This is a genomic window from Bacillus sp. FAU18 (assembly GCF_056033885.1).
This window is the reverse complement of sequence record NZ_JBVYHZ010000003.1, coordinates 1,680,955-1,705,548: the sequence shown is the minus strand read 5'-3', so window position 1 is coordinate 1,705,548 and position 24,594 is coordinate 1,680,955. Positions and strand designations below refer to the sequence as shown.

Genomic DNA, 24,594 nt, shown 5'->3' with positions numbered 1-24,594 from the left:
ACCATGGCAACTGAGTATGACGTAGTCATTCTGGGCGGCGGTACCGGCGGTTATGTTGCGGCCATCAGAGCCGCTCAGCTCGGCTTAAAAACAGCCGTTGTGGAAAAGGAAAAACTCGGGGGAACATGTCTGCATAAAGGCTGTATCCCGAGTAAAGCGCTGCTTAGAAGCGCAGAGGTATACCGGACAGCTCGTGAAGCCGATCAATTTGGGGTGGAAACGGCTGGCGTGTCCCTCAACTTTGAAAAAGTGCAGCAGCGTAAGCAAGCCGTTGTTGATAAGCTTGCAGCGGGTGTAAATCATTTAATGAAAAAAGGAAAAATTGACGTATACACCGGATATGGACGTATCCTTGGACCGTCAATCTTCTCTCCGCTGCCGGGAACAATTTCTGTTGAGCGGGGAAATGGCGAAGAAAATGACATGCTGATCCCGAAACAAGTGATCATTGCAACAGGATCAAGACCGAGAATGCTTCCGGGTCTTGAAGCGGACGGTAAGTCTGTACTGACTTCAGATGAGGCGCTCCAAATGGAGGAGCTGCCACAATCAATCATCATCGTCGGCGGAGGTGTTATCGGTATCGAATGGGCGTCTATGCTTCATGATTTTGGTGTGAAGGTAACGGTTATTGAATACGCGGATCGCATATTGCCGACTGAAGATCTAGAGATTTCAAAAGAAATGGAAAGTCTTCTTAAGAAAAAAGGCATCCAGTTCATAACAGGGGCAAAAGTGCTGCCTGACACAATGACAAAAACATCAGACGATATCAGCATACAAGCGGAAAAAGACGGAGAAACCGTTACCTACTCTGCTGAGAAAATGCTTGTTTCCATCGGCAGACAGGCAAATATCGAAGGCATCGGCCTAGAGAACACCGATATTGTTACTGAAAATGGCATGATTTCAGTCAATGAAAGCTGCCAAACGAAGGAATCTCATATTTATGCAATCGGAGACGTAATCGGTGGCCTCCAGTTAGCTCACGTTGCTTCACATGAGGGAATTATTGCTGTTGAGCATTTTGCAGGTCTCAATCCGCATCCGCTTGATCCGACGCTTGTGCCGAAGTGCATTTACTCAAGCCCTGAAGCTGCCAGTGTCGGCTTAACCGAAGACGAAGCAAAGGCGAACGGGCATAATGTCAAAATCGGCAAGTTCCCATTTATGGCGATTGGAAAAGCGCTTGTATACGGTGAAAGCGACGGTTTTGTCAAAATCGTGGCGGACCGAGATACAGATGATATTCTCGGCGTTCATATGATCGGCCCGCATGTCACCGACATGATTTCTGAAGCGGGTCTTGCCAAAGTGCTGGACGCAACGCCGTGGGAGGTCGGGCAAACGATTCACCCGCATCCAACGCTTTCTGAAGCAATTGGAGAAGCAGCGCTTGCCGCAGATGGCAAAGCCATTCATTTTTAAAAGCATAAAGGAGGGGCTTGAATGAGTACAAACCGACATCAAGCACTAGGGCTGACTGATCAGGAAGCCGTTGATATGTATAGAACCATGCTGTTAGCAAGAAAAATCGATGAAAGAATGTGGCTGTTAAACCGTTCTGGCAAAATTCCATTTGTAATCTCTTGTCAAGGGCAGGAAGCAGCACAGGTAGGAGCGGCTTTCGCACTTGACCGTGAAATGGATTATGTATTGCCGTACTACAGAGACATGGGTGTCGTGCTCGCGTTTGGCATGACAGCAAAGGACTTAATGATGTCCGGGTTTGCAAAAGCAGCAGATCCGAACTCAGGAGGCCGCCAGATGCCGGGGCATTTCGGACAAAAGAAAAACCGCATTGTGACGGGATCATCTCCGGTTACAACGCAAGTGCCGCACGCAGTCGGTATTGCGCTTGCGGGACGTATGGAGAAAAAGGATATCGCAGCCTTTGTTACATTCGGGGAAGGGTCTTCAAACCAAGGCGATTTCCATGAAGGGGCGAACTTTGCCGCTGTCCATAAGCTGCCGGTTATTTTCATGTGTGAAAACAACAAATACGCAATCTCAGTGCCTTACGATAAGCAAGTCGCATGTGAGAACATTTCCGACCGTGCCATAGGCTATGGGATGCCTGGCGTAACTGTGAATGGAAATGATCCGCTGGAAGTTTATCAAGCGGTTAAAGAAGCACGCGAAAGGGCGCGCAGAGGAGAAGGCCCGACATTAATTGAAACGATTTCTTACCGCCTTACACCACATTCCAGTGATGACGATGACAGCAGCTATAGAGGCCGTGAAGAAGTAGAGGAAGCGAAAAAAAGTGATCCCCTGCTTACTTATCAAGCTTACTTAAAGGAAACAGGCCTGCTGTCCGATGAGATAGAACAAACCATGCTGGATGAAATTATGGCAATCGTAAATGAAGCGACGGATGAAGCGGAGAACGCCCCTTATGCAGCTCCTGAGTCAGCGCTTGATTATGTGTATGCGAAGTAGGGAGGAAGAACAAATGTCAGTAATGTCATATATTGATGCAATCAATTTGGCGATGAAAGAAGAAATGGAACGAGATTCTCGCGTTTTCGTCCTTGGGGAAGATGTAGGAAGAAAAGGCGGTGTGTTTAAAGCAACAGCCGGACTCTATGAACAATTTGGGGAAGAGCGCGTTATGGATACGCCGCTTGCTGAATCTGCGATCGCAGGAGTCGGTATCGGAGCGGCAATGTACGGAATGAGACCGATTGCTGAAATGCAGTTTGCTGATTTCATTATGCCGGCAGTCAACCAAATTATTTCTGAGGCGGCTAAAATCCGCTACCGCAGCAACAATGACTGGATCTGTCCGATTGTCGTCAGAGCGCCATACGGCGGAGGCGTGCACGGAGCCCTGTATCATTCTCAATCAGTCGAAGCAATTTTCGCCAACCAGCCCGGACTGAAAATTGTCATGCCATCAACACCATATGACGCCAAGGGTCTATTAAAAGCCGCAGTTCGTGACGAAGACCCAGTGCTGTTTTTTGAGCACAAGCGGGCGTACCGTCTGATAAAGGGAGAGGTTCCGGCTGATGATTATGTCCTGCCAATCGGCAAGGCTGACGTAAAACGGGAAGGCGACGACATCACAGTGATCACATACGGCCTGTGTGTCCACTTCGCCTTACAAGCTGCAGAACGTCTCGAAAAAGATGGCATTTCAGCGCATGTGGTGGATTTAAGAACAGTTTACCCGCTTGATAAAGAAGCCATCATCGAAGCTGCGTCCAAAACTGGAAAGGTTCTTTTGGTTACAGAAGATACAAAAGAAGGCAGCATCATGAGCGAAGTAGCCGCAATTATATCCGAGCATTGTCTGTTCGACTTAGACGCGCCGATCAAACGGCTTGCAGGTCCTGATATTCCGGCTATGCCTTATGCGCCGACAATGGAAAAATACTTTATGGTCAACCCTGATAAAGTGGAAGCGGCGATGAGAGAATTAGCGGAGTTTTAAAGACGTAAGGGAGGATACAATCATGGCAATTGAACAAATGACGATGCCGCAGCTTGGAGAAAGCGTAACAGAGGGGACGATCAGCAAATGGCTTGTCGCCCCCGGTGATAAAGTGAACAAATACGATCCAATCGCGGAAGTCATGACAGATAAGGTAAATGCAGAGGTTCCGTCTTCTTTTACTGGTACGATAACAGAGCTTGTGGGAGAAGAAGGCCAAACCCTGCAAGTCGGAGAAGTGATTTGCAAAATTGAAACAGAAGGCGCGAATCCGGCTGAACAAAAACAAGAACAGCCAGCTGCTTCAAAAGCCGCTGAGACGCCTGCTGCAAAAAGTGCCGAAGCAGCTGATCAGCCCAATAAAAAGCGCTACTCGCCAGCTGTACTCCGTTTGGCCGGAGAGCATGGCATTGATCTTGAACAAGTAACAGGAACAGGTGCCGGCGGGCGCATCACACGAAAAGACATTCAGCGCTTAATTGAAACAGGCGGCGTGCAAGAACAGAATCCTGAGGAGCCGAAAACAGCAGCTCCTGCACCGAAGTCTGCATCAAAACCTGAGCCAAAAGAAGAGACGTCATATCCTGCGTCTGCAGCCGGTGATAAAGAAATCCCTGTCACAGGTGTAAGAAAAGCAATTGCTTCCAATATGAAGCGAAGCAAAACAGAAATTCCGCATGCTTGGACGATGATGGAAGTCGACGTCACAAATATGGTTGCATATCGCAACAGTATAAAAGATTCCTTTAAGAAGACAGAAGGCTTTAATTTAACGTTCTTCGCCTTTTTTGTAAAAGCGGTCGCTCAGGCGTTAAAAGAATTCCCGCAAATGAATAGCATGTGGGCGGGCGACAAAATTATTCAGAAAAAGGATATCAATATTTCAATTGCAGTTGCCACAGAGGATTCTTTATTTGTTCCGGTGATTAAAAACGCTGATGAAAAAACAATTAAAGGCATTGCGAAAGACATTACCGGCCTAGCTAAAAAAGTAAGAGACGGAAAACTCACTGCAGATGACATGCAGGGAGGCACGTTTACCGTCAACAACACAGGTTCGTTCGGCTCTGTTCAGTCGATGGGCATTATCAACTACCCTCAGGCTGCGATTCTTCAAGTAGAATCGATCGTCAAACGCCCGGTTGTCATGGAGAATGACATGATTGCTGTCAGAGACATGGTTAATCTGTGTCTGTCCTTAGATCACAGAGTGCTTGACGGTCTCGTGTGCGGACGATTCCTGGGACGTGTGAAACAAATTTTAGAATCGATTGACGAGAAGACATCTGTTTACTAAATAAGCAAAAAGAGCATTTTTTGAAGTTTTGTTTCAAAAAATGCTCTTTTACTATGCTGTATTATTCAGCGATCCGTATTTTCATTTCAACCCGATATTCTTCTTGTTTTTTCGGGGAGTAATGAATCGGTATGATTAACTCGTATACATCACTGACTACTGTTAATTGGCGGTCCGCGATATATTTGATAAGCTTCTGTAAGTTGAGAAAATAATGTTCAGGCGAAAAATTATACGCGATACACGCATACCTCCCTTTAGGGATTGTTGTGATTTCCATATCCGGCGTAATTGATGAAATCTGTTTATTCGTCAATACAGGCGTGAAAATATGACGGTAAGTCATTTCATCAATGCTGGTGTAGGGCTGAAAAGAGAAAGTAGCGCCGTAGCTATTGTTCGTAAATCCATCTGCTGACTCGATAAATTTTTTTAATTTGCTGTAGGAGGCGTTGAGCACGTTTTCAGGCCCGATTCCTTCTGCCTCTGTCTGAATGATCCGTATTTCTTCTTCATCTAAAACAAATACCTCACCGAGCGCGGGATATTCCATCTGCCGTTTCATCCTCTTTTTCACCAATGAAATGGTTTGCTCCAGTGCTGATAAAAAGTCTAATTTCTCCCTGATTTGCCTTTCCTGCTCGGTATAAAAAGCAAACAGTTCTTCCATCTCTAAGTCCTGTGCTTTTTTCATTTCCTCTAAAGGTGTGCCGATATATTTCAATGATTTGATCAAATCCAGATGAATGAGCTGAGAATCCGTATAATAGCGGTAGCTGGTATTCGGGTCGACGTAGGCGGGTTTAAATAAATCAATTTTATCGTAATAACGGAGCGCTTTAATCGACACGTTTGCCAGTTTTGAAACTTCCCCAATTGAGTAATACGATTCCTTCATGCCATCACTCCTTCTATCATCAGTATAAAGAAGAAGCGCATTCTTTGCAGTACACAAAGAATGCGCTTCTTATCACGTGCTGGCTTTAAGATGTGCAGGCGCTTTCCAAGCAATGGTCAGTGCAATCCCTATAGCCAAGGTGACCGTTGCAAAGTAGAAGGGATAGTTTACATCAATATCGAACAGCATTCCGCCGATAATTGGCCCGAATACATTGCCGATACTTGTAAACATTGAATTCATACCGCCGGCAAACCCCTGCTCATTTCCCGCAATCTTTGACAGGTAAGTCGTTACCGCAGGCCGCATGAGATCAAATCCGACAAATACGGTGACTGTAACCAGCAGAATCGCAACATATGAATGTACCGTTGTCAGCAAGAATACCAGACTCGTCGAGAGAATTAAGCTGTACCGAATTAAATGGATTTCGCCAAACCATCTTGTGAAGCGGTCGAATAAGACGACTTGCGTAATGGCGCCAACAATCGCTCCTCCTGTAATCATAATGGCAATGTCGCTGGCCGTAAAACCGAATTTATGATCCACGAATAATGCAAATAAAGATTCAAATGATGCTAAACCAAAAGACGAAATCAAGATAATGATAAAAGCTATGAAATACATGGGGGCAAAAATCCGTTTAAAGCCTGTCTTCTGCCCTTTTATTTCCTGGTTTTCAGGGTTTCGTCCCGGCTCGCGCAGCGTGAGGATTGATAAAATGGCTGCTATCAGTGCAAAAGCTGCCGCAAAGAAAAAAGGCAGCCGGGAATGGACTTCTGCTAAAAATCCCCCGATGCCGGGGCCGATAATAAATCCTGTTGAAATGGCGGCTGACATATAACCGAGCGCTTTTGGCCGTGTTTTAATGGTCGTGATATCTGCGATAAAAGCCGTGACCCCAGGCATAATGAAGGCTGCGCTGATACCGCCCAGCATACGGGAGATAAATAACATCTCAACTGTTTTTCCAATGCCGAATAAAAACTCCGACACACTAAAGAACAACAGGCCGATCACGATCATGATCTTGCGCCCGAAGCGATCAACCCATCGTCCGGCTATTGGTGAGACAATGAGCTGTGTAATAGCGAAGCAGGCAACCATATAGCCGACCGCGGTCCCCGATAAATGCAATTCATTCATAATGGTCGGCGTTACTGGAATCACAAGCCCGATCCCCAAAAAAGCAATAAATAAATTGGTTAATAATATAGTTAAGGTAATATTTTTCTTCTCCATATGACTTCCCCTTTTTCAAGTGTGTATCCCTTATACTGTAAGACCTCCTCCTAGGGGAGAGTCAACGGATTTGCAAAATCTTTCTAAAGCCTTATGACAGTTATTCATTTGCGGGAACAAGCATGTCGATATGCTGCGGCAGGACCTGAATGACTGCGGGTGTATGTGTATAAACTTCTCCATCCATATCCGCCTTTTTGGCAGTGTCTGTTTCAATCTCGATACGGGAGGCCTGGACATAGGACAGCTCTCCGGTAAAACGATCAATTGAGCCCTGTTCCATGCTCATCAGCTCCCGCAGCGCGGTGAGGTTGGTGTTGCGGCATATGAGAACATCAAGTAAGCCGTCTTCAATACTGGCATCGGGCAGAGGAATTCGATTCGTTCCAATGTATTGGCCATTCATCACAAGCAGCATAACGGCTTCTTCTTTAATTTCTTCTCCATCAATTTTTAATGTCATCGGAAACGATGCAGCGGATGAGACGGTTCGCAATGCACTTGTAAAATAGCTGATTTTTCCCAATAATGCTTTTTCCGTTTCGTTGATTTGATTCGACGTTTCTGCAATTAAGCCGATCCCCCAGAAATTTAAAAAATAACGGTCATTCATCTGACATACGTCTACGCTGTTTTTTTTTCCTGACATAAGTGCTTCCGCAGCCTTTGCAAGATTTTGAGGGATGCCAAGCACTCTTGAAAAGTCGTTGCACGTGCCGCCGGGCAAAATTCCGACAGCGGGTTTTCTTTCTAGAGCGCTGATAGCATTTATGCATTGATGGATCGTGCCGTCGCCGCCGAGAATGAAGACGGTGTCGACAGTATCATCAATGGATCGGCAAAAATGATACGCATCATCCTTTTTCTTTGTCTGTTTAATAATCACCTCATCTAAATGGTGAGATAAAACCGGCACCACAGCACCAAGTGCTTTTTCTATATTTTTGTTGCCGGCATTTCCGTTATGAATCAGTAACGCTTTCCGGTGGCTCATATACAACTGCTCCTTTATTTTACTTCTGGTTATATAATCCCCTTTTTCTGTAAGCAGTAAACGAAGAGCAAAAAAAGTGCACGGCGAAGCAAAGTCATTTGCCGATATGGACGTTTCCTTGCTATCATAAGAACAGATGATGAAAAAGGAGAGGTCTTCATTGAACATGGACTTTAATTTATTTATGAATGATATTGTCCGCCAAGCGAGACAAGAAATAACAGCTGCCGGATACACCGAGCTTAAAACAGCCGAAGAGGTGGATGGGGCACTTACGAAAAAAGGAACGACGCTCGTCATGGTAAACTCTGTTTGCGGATGCGCCGGAGGAATTGCAAGACCGGCAGCCTACCATTCCGTTCACTATGATAAAAGACCTGATCAGCTCGTCACCGTTTTTGCCGGACAGGATAAAGAAGCGACAGCGCGTGCGCGTGACTATTTTGAAGGTTATCCGCCATCTTCTCCGTCCTTTGCGATTTTGAAAGACGGAAAGATCATGAAAATGGTAGAGCGCCATGAAATTGAAGGCCACGAGCCGATGGCCGTAGTGGCAAAGCTGCAGGAAGCCTTTGAAGAATATTGTGAAGAAGTATAAGACGAACAACCCGGATGCCCAAGCGGCCCGGGTTTTTTTGTGCATAAATTTCCAAGGGTATATGAATAAATATTAAAGGATTATTCAATCGGATTGTACAGTGATTTTATTTTTATCTAGTAATTTCAAAAAGAGATCACTGGAAAGATAAGCTTGAAGATAATTTTTAAAAATAGTATTGCATAAAAATAAGAAACTGTTTAAAATACAAATTAACGAATAAATATTCAAATACACCAAAAGTAATGAATATGGGGGAAATGGATCATGAAAAAATGGCTCTTATTACTTGTAGCTGCCTGCATTACCTTTGCATTATCTGCTTGCGGCTCAAGCAATTCAGGATCAGAAGGCGGCAAGAAAAAATTAATTATGGGTACTTCGGCGGATTACAAACCGTTTGAATATAAAGAAGGCGATAATATTGTCGGCTTTGATGTAGAGTTGGCAAAAGCTCTGGCGAAGAAGGCAGGCTATGAAATTGAAGTGCAGGATATGGACTTCAACAGCTTAATTACAGCGCTTAAATCAAAACAGGTGGATCTTGTTCTGTCAGGAATGACACCAACGCCTGAGCGTAAAAAACAAGTTGATTTTTCAGATGTGTATTATACAGCGAACCATATGATTGTCAGCAAAAAAGACAGCGGCATTCAATCTTTGAAAGACCTGAAAGGAAAAACAGTTGGCGTTCAGCTTGGCTCTATTCAGGAAGAGAAGGGGAAAGAGCTTTCTCCGGAATATGGTTTTAAAACAGAAGACCGCAACAGAATTTCTGATTTGGTGCAGGAAATCAAATCTGACCGCTTCGATGCCGCGATTATTGAAGACATTGTTGCAGAAGGGTATTTCAGATCAAATGATGACCTGCAAGGCTTTGTGATTCCTGATGCGAAAGCGGAAGAAGCCGGTTCAGCAATTGCTTTCAGAAAGGACAGTGAACTGACAGACAAATTCAATAAAGCGCTCAAGAAAATGGAAGATAACGGAGAGCTTGAGAAATTGAAGAAAAAATGGTTCACTGGCGAGAAGTAAAAAAAGCGGCTCAACTTTTTCGTTGAGCCTTTTTATTGAATAGGAAATCTTTTTTCCTGTAAGAAAAGGAGACAAAGGCTATGAATTTGGATTTTTCAGCAACGATCCCCCAAATTCCTTTTATATTAGAAGGCTTGGCAATTACATTAAAAATTGTTGTTGTATCTGCTATTATCGGACTTATACTCGGTATTGTGCTAAGCTTATGCAAGATCAGCACATTCCGCCCGTTTATCTGGATCGCTGATTTTTATACATCAGTGTTCCGAGGCACGCCTTTAGTGCTGCAGCTTATGATTGTCTATTTTGGCCTTCCTCAGCTGCTCGGGTTTCAAATTGACCAGTTTTGGGCTGCGGTTGTCGCATTGTCTTTGAATTCCGCCGCTTATGTATCGGAAATTATCAGAGCCGGAATCAATGCCATTGATAAAGGGCAAAAAGAAGCTGCTGTTGCACTCGGTGTCCCGTATGGAAAAATGATGAAGGATCTGCTGCTGCCGCAGGCCTTCAAAAATATATCACCTGCAATTGTGAATGAATTAATTACGTTAACAAAAGAATCGGCGATCGTCACCGTCATCGGGCTTGGTGATGTCATGAGACGCGCATATCAAGCTGGCGCCGCCACTTACAATTACCTTGAGCCGCTCATTATCGCGGGATTGATTTATTATGTGCTTGTCCTGATTTTAACGTTTATCGGCAAGGCTGTAGAAAGGAAGCTGAAATCCAATGATTAAGGTTGAAAAGCTGTCAAAATCATTTGGGAAACACGAAGTATTAAAAAACATTTCAACAACAATCGCTGAGGGTGAGGTTGTGGCCGTGATCGGTCCTTCAGGCTCAGGCAAATCAACGTTCCTACGCTGTTTAAACCTGTTGGAAAAGCCTAACGGCGGAACCATTACAATAAAAGACACAGAGATTACGAAGCCGAAAACCAACACATTAAAGGTCCGGGAAAACATCGGGATGGTTTTTCAGCATTTTCATCTCTTTCCGCACAAAACGGTTCTCGAAAACATCATGTACGCGCCTGTCAATGTAAAAAAAGAATCAAAACAGGCTGCACAGGAGAAAGCTGAGGACCTGCTCCGCAAAGTTGGTTTGTTTGAAAAGCGAAATGACTATCCAAACCGTTTGTCTGGCGGACAAAAACAGCGTGTCGCGATTGCCAGGGCTCTTGCGATGAATCCGGACATCATGCTGTTTGACGAGCCGACATCTGCCCTTGATCCGGAGATGGTCAAAGAAGTGCTACAGGTGATGAAAGAGCTGGTCGAAACCGGCATGACCATGGTGATTGTCACACATGAAATGGGCTTCGCAAAAGAAGTGGCAGACCGTGTGCTGTTTATGGACCAAGGAATGATTGTCGAAGACGGCAACCCGAAGGAATTTTTTATGTCGCCAAAATCCAAAAGAGCGCAGGACTTTTTAGAGAAAATATTATAGAATATAAAAAAGAAGAAGGCTGGCCGCCTCTTCTTTTTTATTGAAGAAACAAATAGAAATGGAGTCCGACATGTTTAAAATTGGTTACCGCACAATAAAGACCGCGCTTGGAACAGCTTTGGCTATTTATATAAGCCAGTTATTGCATTTGCAAAACTTCGCATCAGCAGGAATCATCACCATTTTGTGCATACAAATCACACAAAAACGGTCGCTTCAGGCCTCATGGGCCCGCTTTGCGGCATGCTGTCTGGCAATTGTTTTTTCTTATCTCTTTTTCGAGATTATTGGCTACCACCCGTTTGTTATCGGAGCGCTTCTTTTGATATTCATTCCGATAACGGTTTTGTTAAAAATTAACGAGGGTATCGTCACCAGTTCCGTTATTATCCTTCATTTATACATGTCCGGCGGCATTACGCTTGCTTTCATCTGGAATGAAGTTCAGCTGATTACGGTTGGCATCGGCGTCGCTCTATTGATGAACTTGTATATGCCTAGTCTTGACCGGAAACTGATTGCCTACCGTAAAAAGATAGAGGATAACTTTGCTGTCATTTTTGCAGAAATCGAACGGTATTTGTTAACTGGTGAGCAAGATTGGTCAGGAAAAGAAATTCCGGAAACGCACCAGCTCATTACGGAGGCTAAAAACCTGGCATATCGAGATGTGCAAAACCACATTTTGCGTTATGAAAATCTGCATTATCATTATTTTAAAATGAGAGAAAAGCAATTTGAAATTATCGAACGCCTTCTCCCTAAAGTGACATCGATCTCCATTACGGTAGATCAGGGAAAAATGATCGCTGAATTTATTCATGATTTGCGGGAGGCGATACACCCTGGGAATACAGCGTACAAATTTCTGAAAAGACTTGCTGACATGAGAAAAGAATTTGAGGAGATGCCGCTTCCGGCGACTAGAGAGGAATTTGAAGCGAGGGCCGCTCTCTTCCATCTTCTCGGCGAAATGGAACAATATTTAGTGATTAAAAGTTATTTTAAAGGAATAAAAGCGCAAAAATCACTCGGATGATTCGCATGAGCTCTTCCTTCATTGGTCAACCTAATGAAAAAGGAGGAGCTTATGCGTTTTTTCTTATGTTCGATTTTTATGATGATTTCACCGATTTGGCCGCTCGGCGAAAATCCGCTGCCGGGTGATCCATATGTTATTGTCAACAAGCAAACAAATGAACTTGCTGTTATCCTCGACAACAAAGTAGAAGGCGTGTACAGTGTGGCGACTGGAAAAACAGATGATTTGACGCCTGAAGGAGAGTTTTCGGTAACGGTAAAAGCTGAAAATCCTTACTACAGAAAGAAAAATATTGAAGGGGGATCTCCTGACAACCCGCTTGGGGCCAGATGGATCGGATTTGACGCGAAAGGAACGGACGGGCGGATTTATGGAATTCATGGGACAAACCGAGAGGAATCAGTAGGAAAATTTGTGTCTAACGGCTGTATACGTATGCATAACGATGAGGTCGTTCATTTGTTTCAAACGATACCAGTAGGAACGAGAGTGCTGATTACGGACGATAACCGCTCTTTTGAGGAGATTGCCATCGAGCATAAAGCTCTGATAAAAAAGCAGGATATTCCCATTGAATAAGGCGCCTGCTTTTTTATCGTTATAGAAACATGACGATTCCTGAGAGTACAGTTGAAAGAATAAAAACTCCCAAAATCACGATCAAAACGCTTTTCATCAGTTTTTGAGACATGATTTTCACTCCTTAAACAATCTGTCTATATTTTAGCGTGTTTTGAATGGGTGGACAAGCGATATCTATTAGCGAAAGCAGGGATGCAAATGAACAGGCTTGACCATATCGGGATAGCCGTTTTTTCGATAAAAGATGCTAGAAGCTTTTATGAAAATGTATTGGGGCTTGCATTTCTTCATCAAGAAACGGTTAAAGAGCAAAAGGTGAATGTTGCTTTTTTTCAAGCTGGTAGCGTCAAACTTGAGCTGATAGAGCCGTTGACAGCTGACAGCCCCGTCCGTTTATTTTTGGAGAAGAAAGGGCAGGGACTGCATCATATTGCGTTTTTGTGCAACGGCCTATCTGAACAGCTTCAAGCATTGTCTGACCGGCATGTTCGATTGATTGACAGGTATCCAAGACAGGGGGCAAATGGGAAAAAGATCGCGTTTATTTCCCCTCGGGAAACAAACGGTGTTCTTGTAGAGCTTTGTGAACCGAAAGGAGACCAACACAATGAACATGAATGAGCACATGGATCATTTATACACGAAACGCAAGCAGGCAGAAGAAGGCGGAGGACAGGAAAAGCTGGCTCAGCAGCGGCAAAAGGGCAAGCTCACTGCTCGGGAAAGGATCATATTTCTTCTAGATCAGGACAGCTTTATCGAATTACATCCCTTCATGGAAAGTCAAGTGCTAACAAGAGAACAGCGCATGTTAGGGGATGGGGTCGTGACAGGGTACGGCACAATTGACGGCCGCTCAGTTTATGTATTTGCACAAGACTTCACAGTGTTCGGAGGGGCGCTTGGCGAAACCCATGCCAGGAAAATCTGCGCTTTGATGGATCTGGCAGCAAAAAATAAGGCGCCGATTATCGGGCTGAATGACTCAGGTGGTGCGAGAATTCAAGAGGGTGTGGTATCATTAGATGGATACGGTCACATATTTTACCGAAACGTCTTATATTCCGGAGTCATTCCGCAAATATCGGTTATTTTAGGGCCGTGCGCTGGAGGCGCTGTATATTCTCCGGCACTCACAGATTTTATATTTATGGCTGAACAGACCGGCCGGATGTTTATTACCGGCCCGAAGGTGATTGAAAAAGTGACAGGGGAACAGGTTGATGCGGAGAGCTTAGGCGGAGCGGGGATACATAATGCCGTCAGCGGAAACGCCCACTTTTCCGGGCATACGGAGAAGGAGGTTCTGACAGGGGTGAGAAAACTGCTGTCTTATTTGCCGCTGAATGGCCGGACAACAGAGCCGAAGCTAGAGAAAGAGGCGTCCAGACCGTTATTAAACCATCTTGTCCCTGCTGATACGACAAAGCCTTATGATGTTCGGAAGGTGATTAGGGAGCTGGCCGACCCGCAGTCTTTTTTTGAGATTCAGCCATTTTTTGCGAAGAACATTGTCATTGGGTTTGCAAGGCTGGGTGAAAAAGCAATCGGCATCGTGGCGAGCCAGCCGAAGCATCTGGCGGGAAGCCTGACGATTGACGCTGCTGATAAAGCAGCAAGGTTCATCCGTTTTTGTGATGCATTTGATATCCCGCTATTGACTGTCGAAGATGTCCCAGGGTTTCTGCCGGGTATTCAGCAAGAGCACAATGGAATCATCAGGCATGGAGCAAAATTATTGTTTGCTTATGCTGAAGCGACTGTCCCAAAAGTCACACTCATCATTAGAAAAGCGTACGGCGGCGCCTATGTGGCCATGAACAGCAAAGCGATCGGAGCGGACCTTGTGTTTGCATGGCCGAATGCTGAAATCGCAGTGATGGGTCCAGAAGGTGCGGCATCGATTTTGTATGAAAAGGAAATCAAAGCTTCAGCTGACCCGCAAAAGACGAAACGCGAAAAAACAGCTGAATACAAAAAGCAAAACGCCGGCCCATACAAAGCGGCCGCTTGTGGAATGGTCGATGACATCATTTTGCCGGAAGAATCAAGGGGAAGACTGATACAAGCTTTTCATATGCTTGCACATAAGACAGAAGAGAGACCGAAAAAAAAGCACGGTAACATACCGCTTTAATATGGAGGGACTTACAAATGGTGAATGAAAAACGCCTGCTGGAAGAATTTTTAGAGCTTGTCCAAATTGATTCAGAAACAAAGCACGAAGCTGAAATCTGCAAAGTGCTGAAACAAAAATTTTCTGATTTAGGTGTGGACGTTAAAGAAGACGATACAATGGATATCACGGGCCACGGAGCCGGTAATCTGATTTGCACGCTAAAAGGGACAAAACAAACAGATACGATCTATTTTACATCTCATATGGACACAGTTGTACCCGGAAACGGCGTAAAACCAGTTGTAGAGAACGGTTACGTCAAAACTGACGGCACGACGATTTTAGGCGCTGATGATAAAGCGGGATTGGCTGCAATGTTTGAGGCGATTAAGGTGCTGAAAGAAGAAAACATTGAACACGGCACGATTGAATTCATCATCACAGTAGGCGAAGAATCGGGTCTGATCGGAGCGAAGGCGCTTGACCGTTCTATGATCACTGCATCCTACGGCTATGCTCTTGATTCAGACGGAAAAGTCGGAAATATCATTGTGGCCGCGCCGACACAGGCGAAGGTAAGAGCGGCAATTTTCGGGAAAACCGCTCACGCCGGGGTTGAACCTGAAAAAGGTATTTCAGCGATTACAATCGCTAGCAAAGCCATCTCAAAAATGCCATTGGGACGTATCGATGAAGAAACAACAGCTAATATCGGCCGGTTTGAAGGCGGCACACAGACAAACATTGTGTGCGACGAAGTTCATATTCTTGCTGAAGCGCGCTCTTTAGTTCCTGAGAAAATGGAAGCTCAGGTTCAAAAAATGAAAGCTGCTTTTGAAGAGGCAGCTGCTGATATGGGCGGACGCGCAGAAGTCGAAATTGAGGTTATGTATCCGGGCTTTAAATATCAAGACGGCGACCAAGTTGTTGAAATCGCGAAAAAAGCGGCTGCTAAAATCGGACGTCCAAGCGAGCTGCAAACGAGCGGCGGCGGAAGCGACGCGAACGTAATCGCTGGCCATGGCATCCCGACGGTCAATCTTGCTGTCGGTTATGAGCAAATCCATACAAAAAATGAAAAAATGCCGATCGAAGAGCTCGTTAAAACGGCAGAAATGGTTGTTGCCATTATTGAAGAGGCGGCAAAATAAAAAAAGAAAACCCGAGTGCGATTTCCCGCATCGGGTTTTTTTAGCTCCATTTCCTAAGCGGCCAAAATAACACATCCTGTTTTTTAGCGTAATGAAGCAAGGGGTCTGACTCTGGCAATGTAATGCCGTGAGCATCAGCCACCGTATTGACGGAAAACTCGGCCTCGGCATGTTGCAGCAGCCAAGGATGATGATGGATGTCTTCGTAATAGAGCTTGTTGCGATAAGTGGTGTAGAGTCTGTATCGTTCCGTCAGCCAATAATCGAGCGAATCCTCTTCCGCTGTAAAAGGCGCTGAAATGGGCCGGTATGCGGCGTGGAATGCTGCTTCTTTGTCATCTTTCCGCTTGCTGATATAGTCAATGCCATCACCGTTTTTTTCGGTTTTCATATCCGCGTAAAAATAAGGCAGATGAAAGAATGTGCGAGCGCCAAGGACCGCCAGCCGATGATCGGCATCTAAGCTGAAAAAATAAATGCCAGGCTTGCCTTTATACGTGACATAGGTGCGGAGGTTAAGCTCAGGAAATGCACGCGCACCGGGAATGGCAGGAAGGTAACGCGCCCTTAGGTTCGTGAGCATAAAGGGAAGCATGCTGATCCAAGCTTGCCCGTTATATGTATCTAATTCTAAAGCGGACGGTACCAAAGCGCGAAGGATAGAAACATCAACAGGCCAGTGAGCAAATAAGACATCATTCCAGGTTTGTCTCATGATCCAGATTCCTTCAGGTACAGAAATGTTTTTTTGCTGAAAGTGTTCCGCCAACGTATATGCTCCTTTCGTTTGGAGGTGAGTAAAGGTATTCCCTATTTCCTTCTTTTTAAACGATACGGCTATTTTTTGGATGGCCATTTCTGCTTCAGCTATGATAAACAAGACTGTTTGGCGCGGTATGCTTTGCAAGTAACAAAAAACAACCCCGGCTTTTCGCGCGGGGTTGCTTTTTTATTTCACCGACTCAGTAAGAGCGGCTGTTTTTTTACTTTTATGATGCGTCATCTGAAGGACGATGTTTTGCACTGTCAAAAACAGTCCGCTTGTAAACCAGTACAGCGGAAGGGCTGCCGGGACATTAAGCGAGAAAATCGTCATCATCACTGGGAAGATGAACACCATCAATTTTGCGGATTGCTGCGCCGCAGGGTTTTGCGGGACAGCGGAATATTTCGCGCTCAGTTTTTGAGCGATATAGGCTTGAACAAAATACATAATCCCTGCACTAAGGGACATGAGAATATCAGATTGCCCTAAACTGAACCATAGAAACGAGTGTGACGCAATTTCAGGTGTTGAGCGAATCGCGTAATAAAGCCCAATCATAATCGGAGACTGAATCAGCATTGGAAGACAGCCCATCGCAAGCGGGTTGATATTATGCTCCTGATACAGCTTCATCATTTCCATTTGCAGTTCTTTTTGTTTTTCAGGGTCCTTCGTCTTTTTCAACTTAACCTGGATACTGTCAACCTGAGGTTTAATAACGGCCATTTTCTCTTGGAAGATGCGCTGTTTTTTGAACTGATTGACAAACAAAGGCAATACAACTATACGCACAATAATGGTTACGAGGATAATAGAGAGTCCGTATTCTCCGTGAAACAGCCCGGCAACACCCTTAAGCAGAGCGGAAAACGGTTCGATTAAATAATCGTGGAAAAAACCTACGTTGCTGAGGCCTCCCACCTGATTAGTCGCTGCAAATGCAGCATTACCCGAGCATAATACGATCAAAAAGATACCCATAGCCAAAAATTTTTGATATGTTTTTAACAATTTTGTTCTCCTCCTTTTTATAAATGCAGTTTATAAAAGAAGAGAACCGGCGTCTTCATCATCGTTCACAGGCGAATTCATTCGGAAGACTTTACGTATCCAAGTTGTAATGCGATGATATATAATAATAAGAAAGTCTGTTCGGTTAATGTGAAAGACCGTCTGATGTTCATCTGTTCGTTTTGATTTCCATTGCTCGCCCGCACGGCACTCCCGTAAGAGAAATGCAATCCCGATTGCCGTCAGAGCAGGAAGAATAATTGTGAAAAAATCGACTAAGAATAAAACGTCATTTATCGATTCCACAAACATTGTCACCACATCCATTCAATACCTTCATTTTACTATATGTACAAGCTGTTGTCTAATGAACGAAAAGGAGATTTGTTTATGCCGGGAAAGAGCCGAATTATTTTCCATATTGATATGAATAGCTTTTATGCGTCGGTTGAAATGGCATATGATCCGGCTCTCCGGGGAAAGCCGGTCGCAGTTGCCGGAAACGTAAAGGAGCGAAAGGGCATCGTGGTAACATGCAGCTACGAAGCAAGAGCGCGCGGCGTCAAAACAACGATGCCGGTTTGGGAAGCGAAGCGCCATTGTCCTGAGCTCATCGTTCTTCCGCCGAACTTTGACCGCTATAGAAACTCTTCACGAGCGATGTTTACCATTCTTCGTGAATATACTGACCTGGTGGAGCCTGTCTCCATCGACGAAGGCTATATGGACATGACCGATACACCATACAGCAGCCGGGCGCTGGAGACGGCAAAAGAAATCCAAAGCAGGCTGCAAAAAGAGCTGCTGCTCCCGTCAAGCATAGGGATCGCGCCGAATAAATTTCTCGCTAAGATGGCGTCTGATATGAAAAAACCGCTTGGAATCACGATTTTAAGAAAGAGGCAAGTGCCTGATATCCTGTGGCCGCTTCCTGTTGGAGAGATGCACGGAGTCGGCAAAAAGACAGCGGAAAAACTGAAGGGACTCGGCATCCATACAATCGGAGAGCTAGCTGCAGCTGATGAACACTCGCTGAAGCGCCTGCTTGGCATCAACGGTCCGCGCCTTAAAAATAAAGCAAATGGCATTCACCATGCGCCGGTTGACCCGGAGCGCATTTACGAATTTAAAAGCGTCGGCAACTCATCGACACTTTCCCATGATTCCAGTGATGAAGAAGAGCTGTTAGGCGTCTTTAGAAAGCTTGCGGCTTCTGTGAGTGACCGTTTACAGCGTAAGGAAGTCATGGCTTCGAAGCTTTTTATTATGATTAGATATGCGGATTGGAAAACCATCACAAGAAGCACCACGTTGAGAAACCCGATTGATCAAAAAAATGACATTTTGAAAGAAGCGGAGCACCTCTTTTTTAAACATTGGAATAAAAATCCTGTCAGGCTGCTTGGCATTACCGGAACGGATTTAGTAGAAAAAGAGCAGGCATATAAACAGCTCGATTTGTTCAGCTTTAATGAAGATGCGAAGGATGAGCCCATTCAGCAGATGATGGAAAAGCTGAATAAAAAGTACGGTACCAAACTGATCAGAAAAGGGGCAACGTTAAAAAAAGAGGAGAGCAAAACAAAGGGAACAAGCTTTAATAAAGATTTTTTTCAAGATGAAAAGAAAAGCTGAATCGCTTGAAAAAAAGGGTGAATGTATGGTAATTTCTTTATTATAAATATCATTTTATTTTAATTTAAATTTTAAAATGATTAAACGTTTGCAGAAGGGACGTTAGAATATGTCAAAACAACAAATCGGCGTTATCGGACTTGCGGTCATGGGTAAAAATCTGGCTTTAAATATCGAAAGCCGGGGATTTTCTGTTTCTGTTTACAACAGATCAAGCAGTAAAACTGAGGAGTTTTTACAGGAGGCAAAAGGAAAAAATGTTGTTGGCACATACAGCATTGAAGAATTTGTCCAATCCTTGGAAACACCGCGCAAAATCTTATTAATGGTTAAAGCGGGAACTGCAACAGATGCGACAATTCAATCTCTTCTTCCTCATCTAGAGAAGGATGATATTTTAATTGACGGCGGTAATACATACTATAAAGATACACAGCGCCGTAACAAAGAACTCGCTGAAAGCGGCATTCATTTTATCGGAACAGGCGTTTCCGGCGGAGAAGAAGGAGCGCTTAAAGGACCTTCTATCATGCCTGGTGGACAAAAAGAAGCACATGAGCTTGTAAAACCGATTCTTGAAGCCATTTCTGCAAAAGTTGACGGAGAACCTTGTACGACATATATCGGTCCGGACGGCGCCGGCCATTACGTAAAAATGGTGCACAACGGAATTGAATACGGAGATATGCAGCTGATCTCTGAATCATATTTCATTCTGAAACAGGTGCTGGGCCTTTCTGCTGATGAGCTTCATGAAGTTTTCGCTGAATGGAATAAAGGCGAGCTTGACAGCTACTTGATTGAGATTACGGCTGACATCTTCACAAAAAAAGACGAAGAGACAGGCAAACCGCTTGTTGATGTGATTCTTGATAAAGCAGGGCAAAAAGGAACAGGAAAATGGACAAGCCAAAGCGCACTTGACTTAGGCGTTCCGCTTCCGATTATTACTGAATCTGTATTCGCACGCTTTATCTCAGCTATGAAGGAAGAGCGTGTGAAAGCAAGCGGACTTCTTTCAGGACCAGAAGTGAAGCCTGTTACAGAAAATAAAGAAGAGCTGATTGAAGCGGTCAGAAAAGCGTTGTTTATGAGTAAAATCTGCTCATACGCGCAAGGATTTGCCCAAATGAAAGCTGCTTCTGAAGAATACAACTGGGACCTGAAATATGGTGAAATCGCTATGATCTTCCGCGGTGGCTGCATCATTCGCGCGGCATTTCTTCAGAAGATCAAAGAAGCTTACGATCGCGAGCCTGAGCTTGACAACCTGCTTCTTGACAGCTATTTCAAGAATATTGTAGAAAGCTATCAAGGAGCGCTTCGCCAAGTGATTTCACTTGCAGTTGCCCAAGGTGTGCCGGTGCCATCATTCTCAAGCGCATTAGCCTACTATGACAGCTACCGCACAGCCGTACTGCCTGCAAACTTAATCCAAGCACAGCGCGACTACTTTGGCGCTCATACATATGAGCGTACCGACAAAGAAGGCATCTTCCATACTGAATGGATGAAGTAATCAATAGAAACCCCCGAAGCTTTAGAGCTTTGGGGGTTTTGTTATTAAAGAGAGTGCTATACCTCTGTGATAGCTGAAAAAAGCCGAAAATGCTTGTGAGCATTTTCGGCTTTTTTCTTACTTATATATTCCACCAGTGCAAGCCGTCTTTCGCCAAAAGATCATCTGATTCTTTTGGTCCCATTGAGCCTGATTCGTAGTTAGGAGATAAGGTTTTGTTTGCTGCCCATGTTTCAGAAATGGAGTCGACAAAGCTCCAAGAAAGGGCAACTTCATCCCAGTGTGCAAAGTTTGTTGCATCGCCAAGAAGACAGTCGTGAATAAGTTTTTCATATGCTTCAGGGGTGTTCAACTCGTCATTGCAATTGCTGCAATAATCGAGTTTGATTGGCTGCGCGTGTGCTGCTCCGCCAAGCTTTTTAGCATTTAAGTAAAGCGTAATGCCTTCGTCAGGCTGAATATGAATGACAAGCAAGTTCGGATTCATGTTGTTTTCATTGCCGTAGTACAGGTTCATCGGAATGTCCTTAAATTGAACGACAATTTTTGTGGACTTTTCTTTCATTCGTTTTCCGGTACGGATATAGAATGGAACACCAGCCCATCTGAAGTTGTCAATCAAGAGCTTGCCGGCAACAAAGGTTTCTGTATTGGAGTCAGGAGCGACATTATCTTCTTCTGTATAAGAAGGAACAGGCACACCGTCAATTTCACCGGCTTGATATTGTCCGCGCACAAAGTATTCATCCACTTCATCTTTTGCAATAGGACGCAGTGCTCTTAGCACCTTCACTTTTTCGCTGCGGATTTCTTCTGTGTTCAATTTGATCGGCGGCTCCATTGCAAGAAGGGCAACCATCTGCATAATATGGTTTTGCACCATGTCGCGAAGGGCGCCTGATTTTTCGTAATATCTTGCGCGGTCTTCAACGCCTAGTGATTCGCTAGATGTGATTTGAATGTTTGAAATGTAGCGGTTTGTCCAAAGCGGTTCGAAAATCGCATTGGCAAATCGAATCACTTCAATGTTCTGAACCATTTGTTTGCCTAGATAATGGTCGATTCTGTAAATTTGATCTTCCGTAAATGCTTCGCGGATTTCTTTATTCAATGCCTGTGCGCTTGGCAGATCATGGCCGAACGGTTTTTCGATGACAAGGCGGGACCAGCCGGTTGTAGCTGTTACACCCTCTGATTTTAATGTTTTTGCAATCGTTCCAAAGAATTCAGGAGCCATTGCCAAGTAGAACATTCTGTTGTTAGGAATTTGATATGTATCTTCCAGCTGGTTAAGCAATACGTTAAGCTCTTGATAAGAGCCAGGGTTTGTCACGTCAAACGGGTGATAGTAAAAATGAGACGTGAAATCATCTATATGCTTATCTGCAGCTGAGGAAATGGATGTTTTAACAGTTTGGCGAAGATCCTCATTAGACCAAGGTCTTCTTCCAACTCCTACCACTGCAAACTCTTCTCCGATTTGTCCGTTTTGATATAAACGGTGAATAGACGGATACAATTTTCGTTTTGCTAAATCTCCAGTTGCACCGAATATGACAATTACTGCTTTTGGTTGTTGGTTTGTTTTCACTAAAAGTACCTCACTTTATTCGAAGCTTTATTTTAGTACACCCCGTATATTTCCTTCATTTTAAATCTAAAATTCAACGAAAGCAAACATTTAAGCCCTTTTTTAAGCAGAATGCTGAAAAAATGTTTCTAGCCCGAAAGGATTGTTCTTTTCAGAGGCAAGATTCACATTTTGCGCTCGATCCTGTATTCTTGTAGGTATCTGGTTCTAGTAGGAGGAAGGAAACGTGGAATTACTTTTTTTAGGGACAGGAGCCGGCATTCCCGCCAAGGCGAGAAATGTAACGTCGGTGGCATTAAAATTGCTTGAAGAAAGGCGTTCGGTATGGCTTTTTGACTGCGGGGAAGCCACACAGCATCAAATTTTACATACAACGATTAAACCTCGTAAAATAGAGAAAATCTTTATTACACACATGCACGGCGATCATGTATACGGACTTCCGGGGCTTCTGGGGAGCCGTTCCTTTCAAGGCGGAGAGGACGAGCTGACAGTGTACGGACCTAAAGGGATCAAGGCGTTTATTGAAACAAGCCTTGCCGTTACGAAAACCCATTTGACATATCCGCTTGCGATACAAGAAATTGAAGAAGGAATCGTGTTTGAAGACGATCAGTTTATTGTCACAGCGGTATCTGTTATTCATGGAGTAGAAGCTTTTGGGTACCGTGTGCAGGAAAAAGACGTACCGGGTTCCTTGAAGGCTGATGTATTAAAAGAAATGAACATCCCGCCCGGACCTGTATATCAGAAAATCAAAAAAGGCGAAACGGTAACGCTTGAAGACGGACGAATCATCAATGGGAATGATTTTCTGGAGCCTCCTAAAAAGGGAAGATCTGTTGTGTTCTCCGGTGATACGAGAGTAAGTGACAAACTAAAAGAGCTTGCGAGGGATTGTGATGTGCTTGTTCATGAAGCAACCTTTGCTAAGGAAGACCGTAAACTTGCTTATGATTATTATCACAGTACAACGGAACAAGCGGCTGTAACAGCGAAAGAAGCAAGAGCGAAGCAGCTCATTTTAACCCATATCAGCGCAAGATATCAGGGAGATGCTTCTTTGGAGCTTCAAAAAGAAGCGGTTGACGTTTTCCCCAATAGCGTGGCGGCATATGATTTCTTAGAGGTAAACGTCCCGCGAGGCTGAAGGCAGAGCTCTTATTTGACAATTAATGATGACGTTGTATAATAAAACGTAATCATTACGCTTTATAAGGAGATGTTAATTATGAGAGTAAATGTTACTTTAGCCTGCACTGAAACGGGAGACCGAAATTACATCACAACAAAAAATAAACGCACCAATCCAGACCGTTTGGAGCTGAAAAAATATTCACCGCGTTTAAAGAAATATACCCTTCACCGTGAAACAAAATAATATAAAAGACCGGGAATCCCTTACGGCCCGGTCTTTTTTTACGTTAATTGACTGCCTGGTAAAGAGGAGCGGCCTGCTGGCACGCTGCGCACCATACGTCATAAATAGCCAAGTGAACGATATGAGGTTCATCATGATGGATGTTGTGGGAGCTGTTTTTAGCTTGAATCCAGCCGCTTTGGTTAGATAGAGACAATATGCTGCTGTGCAAGTTTTGCCACTCCTGTTCAGCAGCGAATTTCTCAGTCCGTTCACCTGATGACAACACAAGAAGAGGCATGTTTCCTAAGTGGACTTGCCGCTTTTTGAGCTCCTGCAGACTTTTTGAAAACTCTGCATGTGTGCCCTCAAGCATCATCTTTCTCGTATGTGATTTGTGCATTTCTTCGGGTATAAAGGTAAAGCTGGCGCAATCGCCTAAAGCTGGGTCAAGAAGGACCATGCCGATAATATCATACTTGTTTTTGCAGGCCCATAAACCGGTGATGACAGCTCCGTATGAGTGTGAAACAGCCAAATAAGGAGGTTTTACATCAGCTGCTTTAAGCAAACTCTCCAATTCTTTCACTTGTTGATCAGCTGTTCGTTTAGCTCTGCTTTGCCCGCTTTTTCCTATGCCTGCCCGATCATATGTGAAAATGCCAAATTCATCATCAATGTCCGCCATTAATGGTTTCCACGTCTCAGAAGAAGTACCATAGCCGGCCTCAAAGACAATCGTTACACCGCTTGATCCTTTCCGGTGCTGTGTATGAAACGCACATCCGTCAATTGTATATGTCTTTTCCATCCAAGCTGATTTCATTGGAGTCATCTCCTCTAATTGGTTCTACTAGGGA

26 protein-coding genes are annotated in these 24,594 nt (G+C 44.3%); 17 read left to right on the top strand and 9 right to left on the bottom strand.

Annotation, left to right across the window (positions count from 1 at the left end; genetic code table 11):
• Positions 1–3 precede the first annotated feature (3 nt).
• Genes lpdA through bfmBB form a run of 4 tightly spaced genes read left to right on the top strand, consistent with a single transcriptional unit; the run spans position 4 to position 4,736 of the window.
• Entirely contained in the window at positions 4–1,428 is a 1,425-nt protein-coding gene (gene lpdA, locus AC0OMU_RS09045) for a dihydrolipoyl dehydrogenase (RefSeq protein WP_015384052.1), read from the top strand.
• Between the two features lie 21 nt (positions 1,429–1,449).
• On the top strand, positions 1,450–2,442 hold the full coding sequence (gene bfmBAA, locus AC0OMU_RS09040; protein WP_004398565.1) for a 3-methyl-2-oxobutanoate dehydrogenase subunit alpha: 993 nt from the start codon (positions 1,450–1,452) through the stop codon (positions 2,440–2,442).
• A 13-nt stretch (positions 2,443–2,455) separates the two neighbouring features.
• A complete protein-coding gene (bfmBAB, locus tag AC0OMU_RS09035) occupies positions 2,456–3,439 on the top strand; it encodes a 3-methyl-2-oxobutanoate dehydrogenase subunit beta (protein ID WP_474241100.1) in 984 nt (327 codons plus the stop codon).
• A gap of 22 nt (positions 3,440–3,461) precedes the next feature.
• Complete coding sequence (gene bfmBB, locus AC0OMU_RS09030; RefSeq protein WP_474241099.1) at positions 3,462–4,736, top strand: branched-chain alpha-keto dehydrogenase complex dihydrolipoyllysine-residue (2-methylpropanoyl)transferase; 1,275 nt, start codon at positions 3,462–3,464, stop codon at positions 4,734–4,736.
• Positions 4,737–4,797: 61 nt separating this feature from the next.
• Here bfmBB and bmrR read toward each other — a convergent pair whose 3' ends face one another.
• From bmrR to AC0OMU_RS09015, 3 genes are all read right to left on the bottom strand, one after another.
• Positions 4,798–5,634: a multidrug efflux transcriptional regulator BmrR gene (bmrR, locus tag AC0OMU_RS09025; protein ID WP_327844515.1), complete on the bottom strand. Its 837-nt coding sequence runs from the start codon at positions 5,632–5,634 to the stop codon at positions 4,798–4,800.
• Positions 5,635–5,706: 72 nt separating this feature from the next.
• Positions 5,707–6,876, bottom strand: a complete 1,170-nt coding sequence (gene bmr, locus AC0OMU_RS09020) for a multidrug efflux MFS transporter Bmr (RefSeq protein ID WP_100506317.1) — start codon at positions 6,874–6,876, stop codon at positions 5,707–5,709.
• Between the two features lie 100 nt (positions 6,877–6,976).
• A complete protein-coding gene (locus AC0OMU_RS09015; protein WP_474241098.1) occupies positions 6,977–7,870 on the bottom strand; it encodes a diacylglycerol kinase family lipid kinase in 894 nt (297 codons plus the stop codon).
• 160 nt (positions 7,871–8,030) lie between these two features.
• Here AC0OMU_RS09015 and brxB point away from each other — a divergent pair, with 160 nt between their 5' ends.
• From brxB to AC0OMU_RS08985, 6 genes are all read left to right on the top strand, one after another.
• Complete coding sequence (brxB, locus tag AC0OMU_RS09010; RefSeq protein WP_474241097.1) at positions 8,031–8,468, top strand: bacilliredoxin BrxB; 438 nt, start codon at positions 8,031–8,033, stop codon at positions 8,466–8,468.
• A 267-nt stretch (positions 8,469–8,735) separates the two neighbouring features.
• The gene (gene artP / locus AC0OMU_RS09005) at positions 8,736–9,503 is read left to right on the top strand and encodes an arginine ABC transporter substrate-binding protein ArtP (RefSeq protein WP_474241096.1); all 768 of its coding nucleotides are present in this window, start codon (positions 8,736–8,738) and stop codon (positions 9,501–9,503) included.
• An 80-nt stretch (positions 9,504–9,583) separates the two neighbouring features.
• Positions 9,584–10,243 carry an arginine ABC transporter permease ArtQ gene (gene artQ / locus AC0OMU_RS09000; protein WP_003230340.1) on the top strand — a complete coding sequence of 220 codons (660 nt, stop codon included), beginning with the start codon at positions 9,584–9,586 and terminating at the stop codon, positions 10,241–10,243.
• Positions 10,236–10,958: an arginine ABC transporter ATP-binding protein ArtR gene (gene artR, locus AC0OMU_RS08995; protein ID WP_004398740.1), complete on the top strand. Its 723-nt coding sequence runs from the start codon at positions 10,236–10,238 to the stop codon at positions 10,956–10,958. The genes artQ and artR overlap by 8 nt, the downstream gene beginning before the upstream one ends.
• A gap of 70 nt (positions 10,959–11,028) precedes the next feature.
• Positions 11,029–11,997, top strand: a complete 969-nt coding sequence (locus AC0OMU_RS08990) for an aromatic acid exporter family protein (protein WP_047182851.1) — start codon at positions 11,029–11,031, stop codon at positions 11,995–11,997.
• A gap of 51 nt (positions 11,998–12,048) precedes the next feature.
• Positions 12,049–12,579, top strand: coding sequence for a L,D-transpeptidase (locus tag AC0OMU_RS08985; RefSeq protein ID WP_047182850.1), 531 nt, complete (start codon positions 12,049–12,051; stop codon positions 12,577–12,579).
• Between the two features lie 19 nt (positions 12,580–12,598).
• Here AC0OMU_RS08985 and prli42 read toward each other — a convergent pair whose 3' ends face one another.
• Positions 12,599–12,691 (bottom strand): stressosome-associated protein Prli42, encoded by a 93-nt coding sequence (gene prli42, locus AC0OMU_RS08980; protein WP_003226489.1) that lies wholly within the window; start codon positions 12,689–12,691, stop codon positions 12,599–12,601.
• A gap of 89 nt (positions 12,692–12,780) precedes the next feature.
• On the opposite strand from prli42, the gene mce reads away from it, so the two are divergent.
• Genes mce through AC0OMU_RS08965 form a run of 3 tightly spaced genes read left to right on the top strand, consistent with a single transcriptional unit; the run spans position 12,781 to position 15,852 of the window.
• On the top strand, positions 12,781–13,203 hold the full coding sequence (mce, locus tag AC0OMU_RS08975; protein ID WP_047182849.1) for a methylmalonyl-CoA epimerase: 423 nt from the start codon (positions 12,781–12,783) through the stop codon (positions 13,201–13,203).
• Positions 13,196–14,719 (top strand): acyl-CoA carboxylase subunit beta, encoded by a 1,524-nt coding sequence (locus tag AC0OMU_RS08970; protein ID WP_080030739.1) that lies wholly within the window; start codon positions 13,196–13,198, stop codon positions 14,717–14,719. The genes mce and AC0OMU_RS08970 overlap by 8 nt, the downstream gene beginning before the upstream one ends.
• Before the next feature lie 17 nt (positions 14,720–14,736).
• Positions 14,737–15,852, top strand: coding sequence for a tripeptidase T (locus AC0OMU_RS08965; RefSeq protein WP_044445375.1), 1,116 nt, complete (start codon positions 14,737–14,739; stop codon positions 15,850–15,852).
• Between the two features lie 40 nt (positions 15,853–15,892).
• Here the strand turns inward: AC0OMU_RS08965 and AC0OMU_RS08960 are convergent, their stop codons facing one another.
• The 3 genes from AC0OMU_RS08960 to mifM all read right to left on the bottom strand — a co-directional run bounded on the left by AC0OMU_RS08960 (position 15,893) and on the right by mifM (position 17,947).
• Positions 15,893–16,621 (bottom strand): YqjF family protein, encoded by a 729-nt coding sequence (locus AC0OMU_RS08960; RefSeq protein ID WP_474241095.1) that lies wholly within the window; start codon positions 16,619–16,621, stop codon positions 15,893–15,895.
• Between the two features lie 180 nt (positions 16,622–16,801).
• Positions 16,802–17,629 (bottom strand): membrane protein insertase YidC, encoded by an 828-nt coding sequence (locus AC0OMU_RS08955; RefSeq protein WP_181219721.1) that lies wholly within the window; start codon positions 17,627–17,629, stop codon positions 16,802–16,804.
• Between the two features lie 30 nt (positions 17,630–17,659).
• The gene (gene mifM / locus AC0OMU_RS08950; RefSeq protein ID WP_082022602.1) at positions 17,660–17,947 is read right to left on the bottom strand and encodes a membrane protein insertion/folding monitor MifM; all 288 of its coding nucleotides are present in this window, start codon (positions 17,945–17,947) and stop codon (positions 17,660–17,662) included.
• Positions 17,948–18,019: 72 nt separating this feature from the next.
• Between mifM and AC0OMU_RS08945 the strand changes: the two genes are divergently transcribed.
• Positions 18,020–19,264, top strand: a complete 1,245-nt coding sequence (locus tag AC0OMU_RS08945) for a DNA polymerase IV (RefSeq protein WP_181219719.1) — start codon at positions 18,020–18,022, stop codon at positions 19,262–19,264.
• A gap of 109 nt (positions 19,265–19,373) precedes the next feature.
• Complete coding sequence (gndA, locus tag AC0OMU_RS08940; protein ID WP_003230365.1) at positions 19,374–20,783, top strand: NADP-dependent phosphogluconate dehydrogenase; 1,410 nt, start codon at positions 19,374–19,376, stop codon at positions 20,781–20,783.
• Between the two features lie 121 nt (positions 20,784–20,904).
• Here the strand turns inward: gndA and zwf are convergent, their stop codons facing one another.
• Positions 20,905–22,374, bottom strand: a complete 1,470-nt coding sequence (zwf, locus tag AC0OMU_RS08935) for a glucose-6-phosphate dehydrogenase (protein WP_047182847.1) — start codon at positions 22,372–22,374, stop codon at positions 20,905–20,907.
• Positions 22,375–22,600: 226 nt separating this feature from the next.
• Here zwf and rnz point away from each other — a divergent pair, with 226 nt between their 5' ends.
• Both rnz and rpmG read left to right on the top strand, forming a co-directional pair.
• On the top strand, positions 22,601–23,524 hold the full coding sequence (rnz, locus tag AC0OMU_RS08930; RefSeq protein WP_004398681.1) for a ribonuclease Z: 924 nt from the start codon (positions 22,601–22,603) through the stop codon (positions 23,522–23,524).
• An 81-nt stretch (positions 23,525–23,605) separates the two neighbouring features.
• On the top strand, positions 23,606–23,755 hold the full coding sequence (gene rpmG, locus AC0OMU_RS08925) for a 50S ribosomal protein L33 (RefSeq protein ID WP_003226511.1): 150 nt from the start codon (positions 23,606–23,608) through the stop codon (positions 23,753–23,755).
• 43 nt (positions 23,756–23,798) lie between these two features.
• Here rpmG and AC0OMU_RS08920 read toward each other — a convergent pair whose 3' ends face one another.
• Positions 23,799–24,560 carry an alpha/beta fold hydrolase gene (locus AC0OMU_RS08920; protein WP_014477266.1) on the bottom strand — a complete coding sequence of 254 codons (762 nt, stop codon included), beginning with the start codon at positions 24,558–24,560 and terminating at the stop codon, positions 23,799–23,801.
• Positions 24,561–24,594 lie beyond the last annotated feature (34 nt).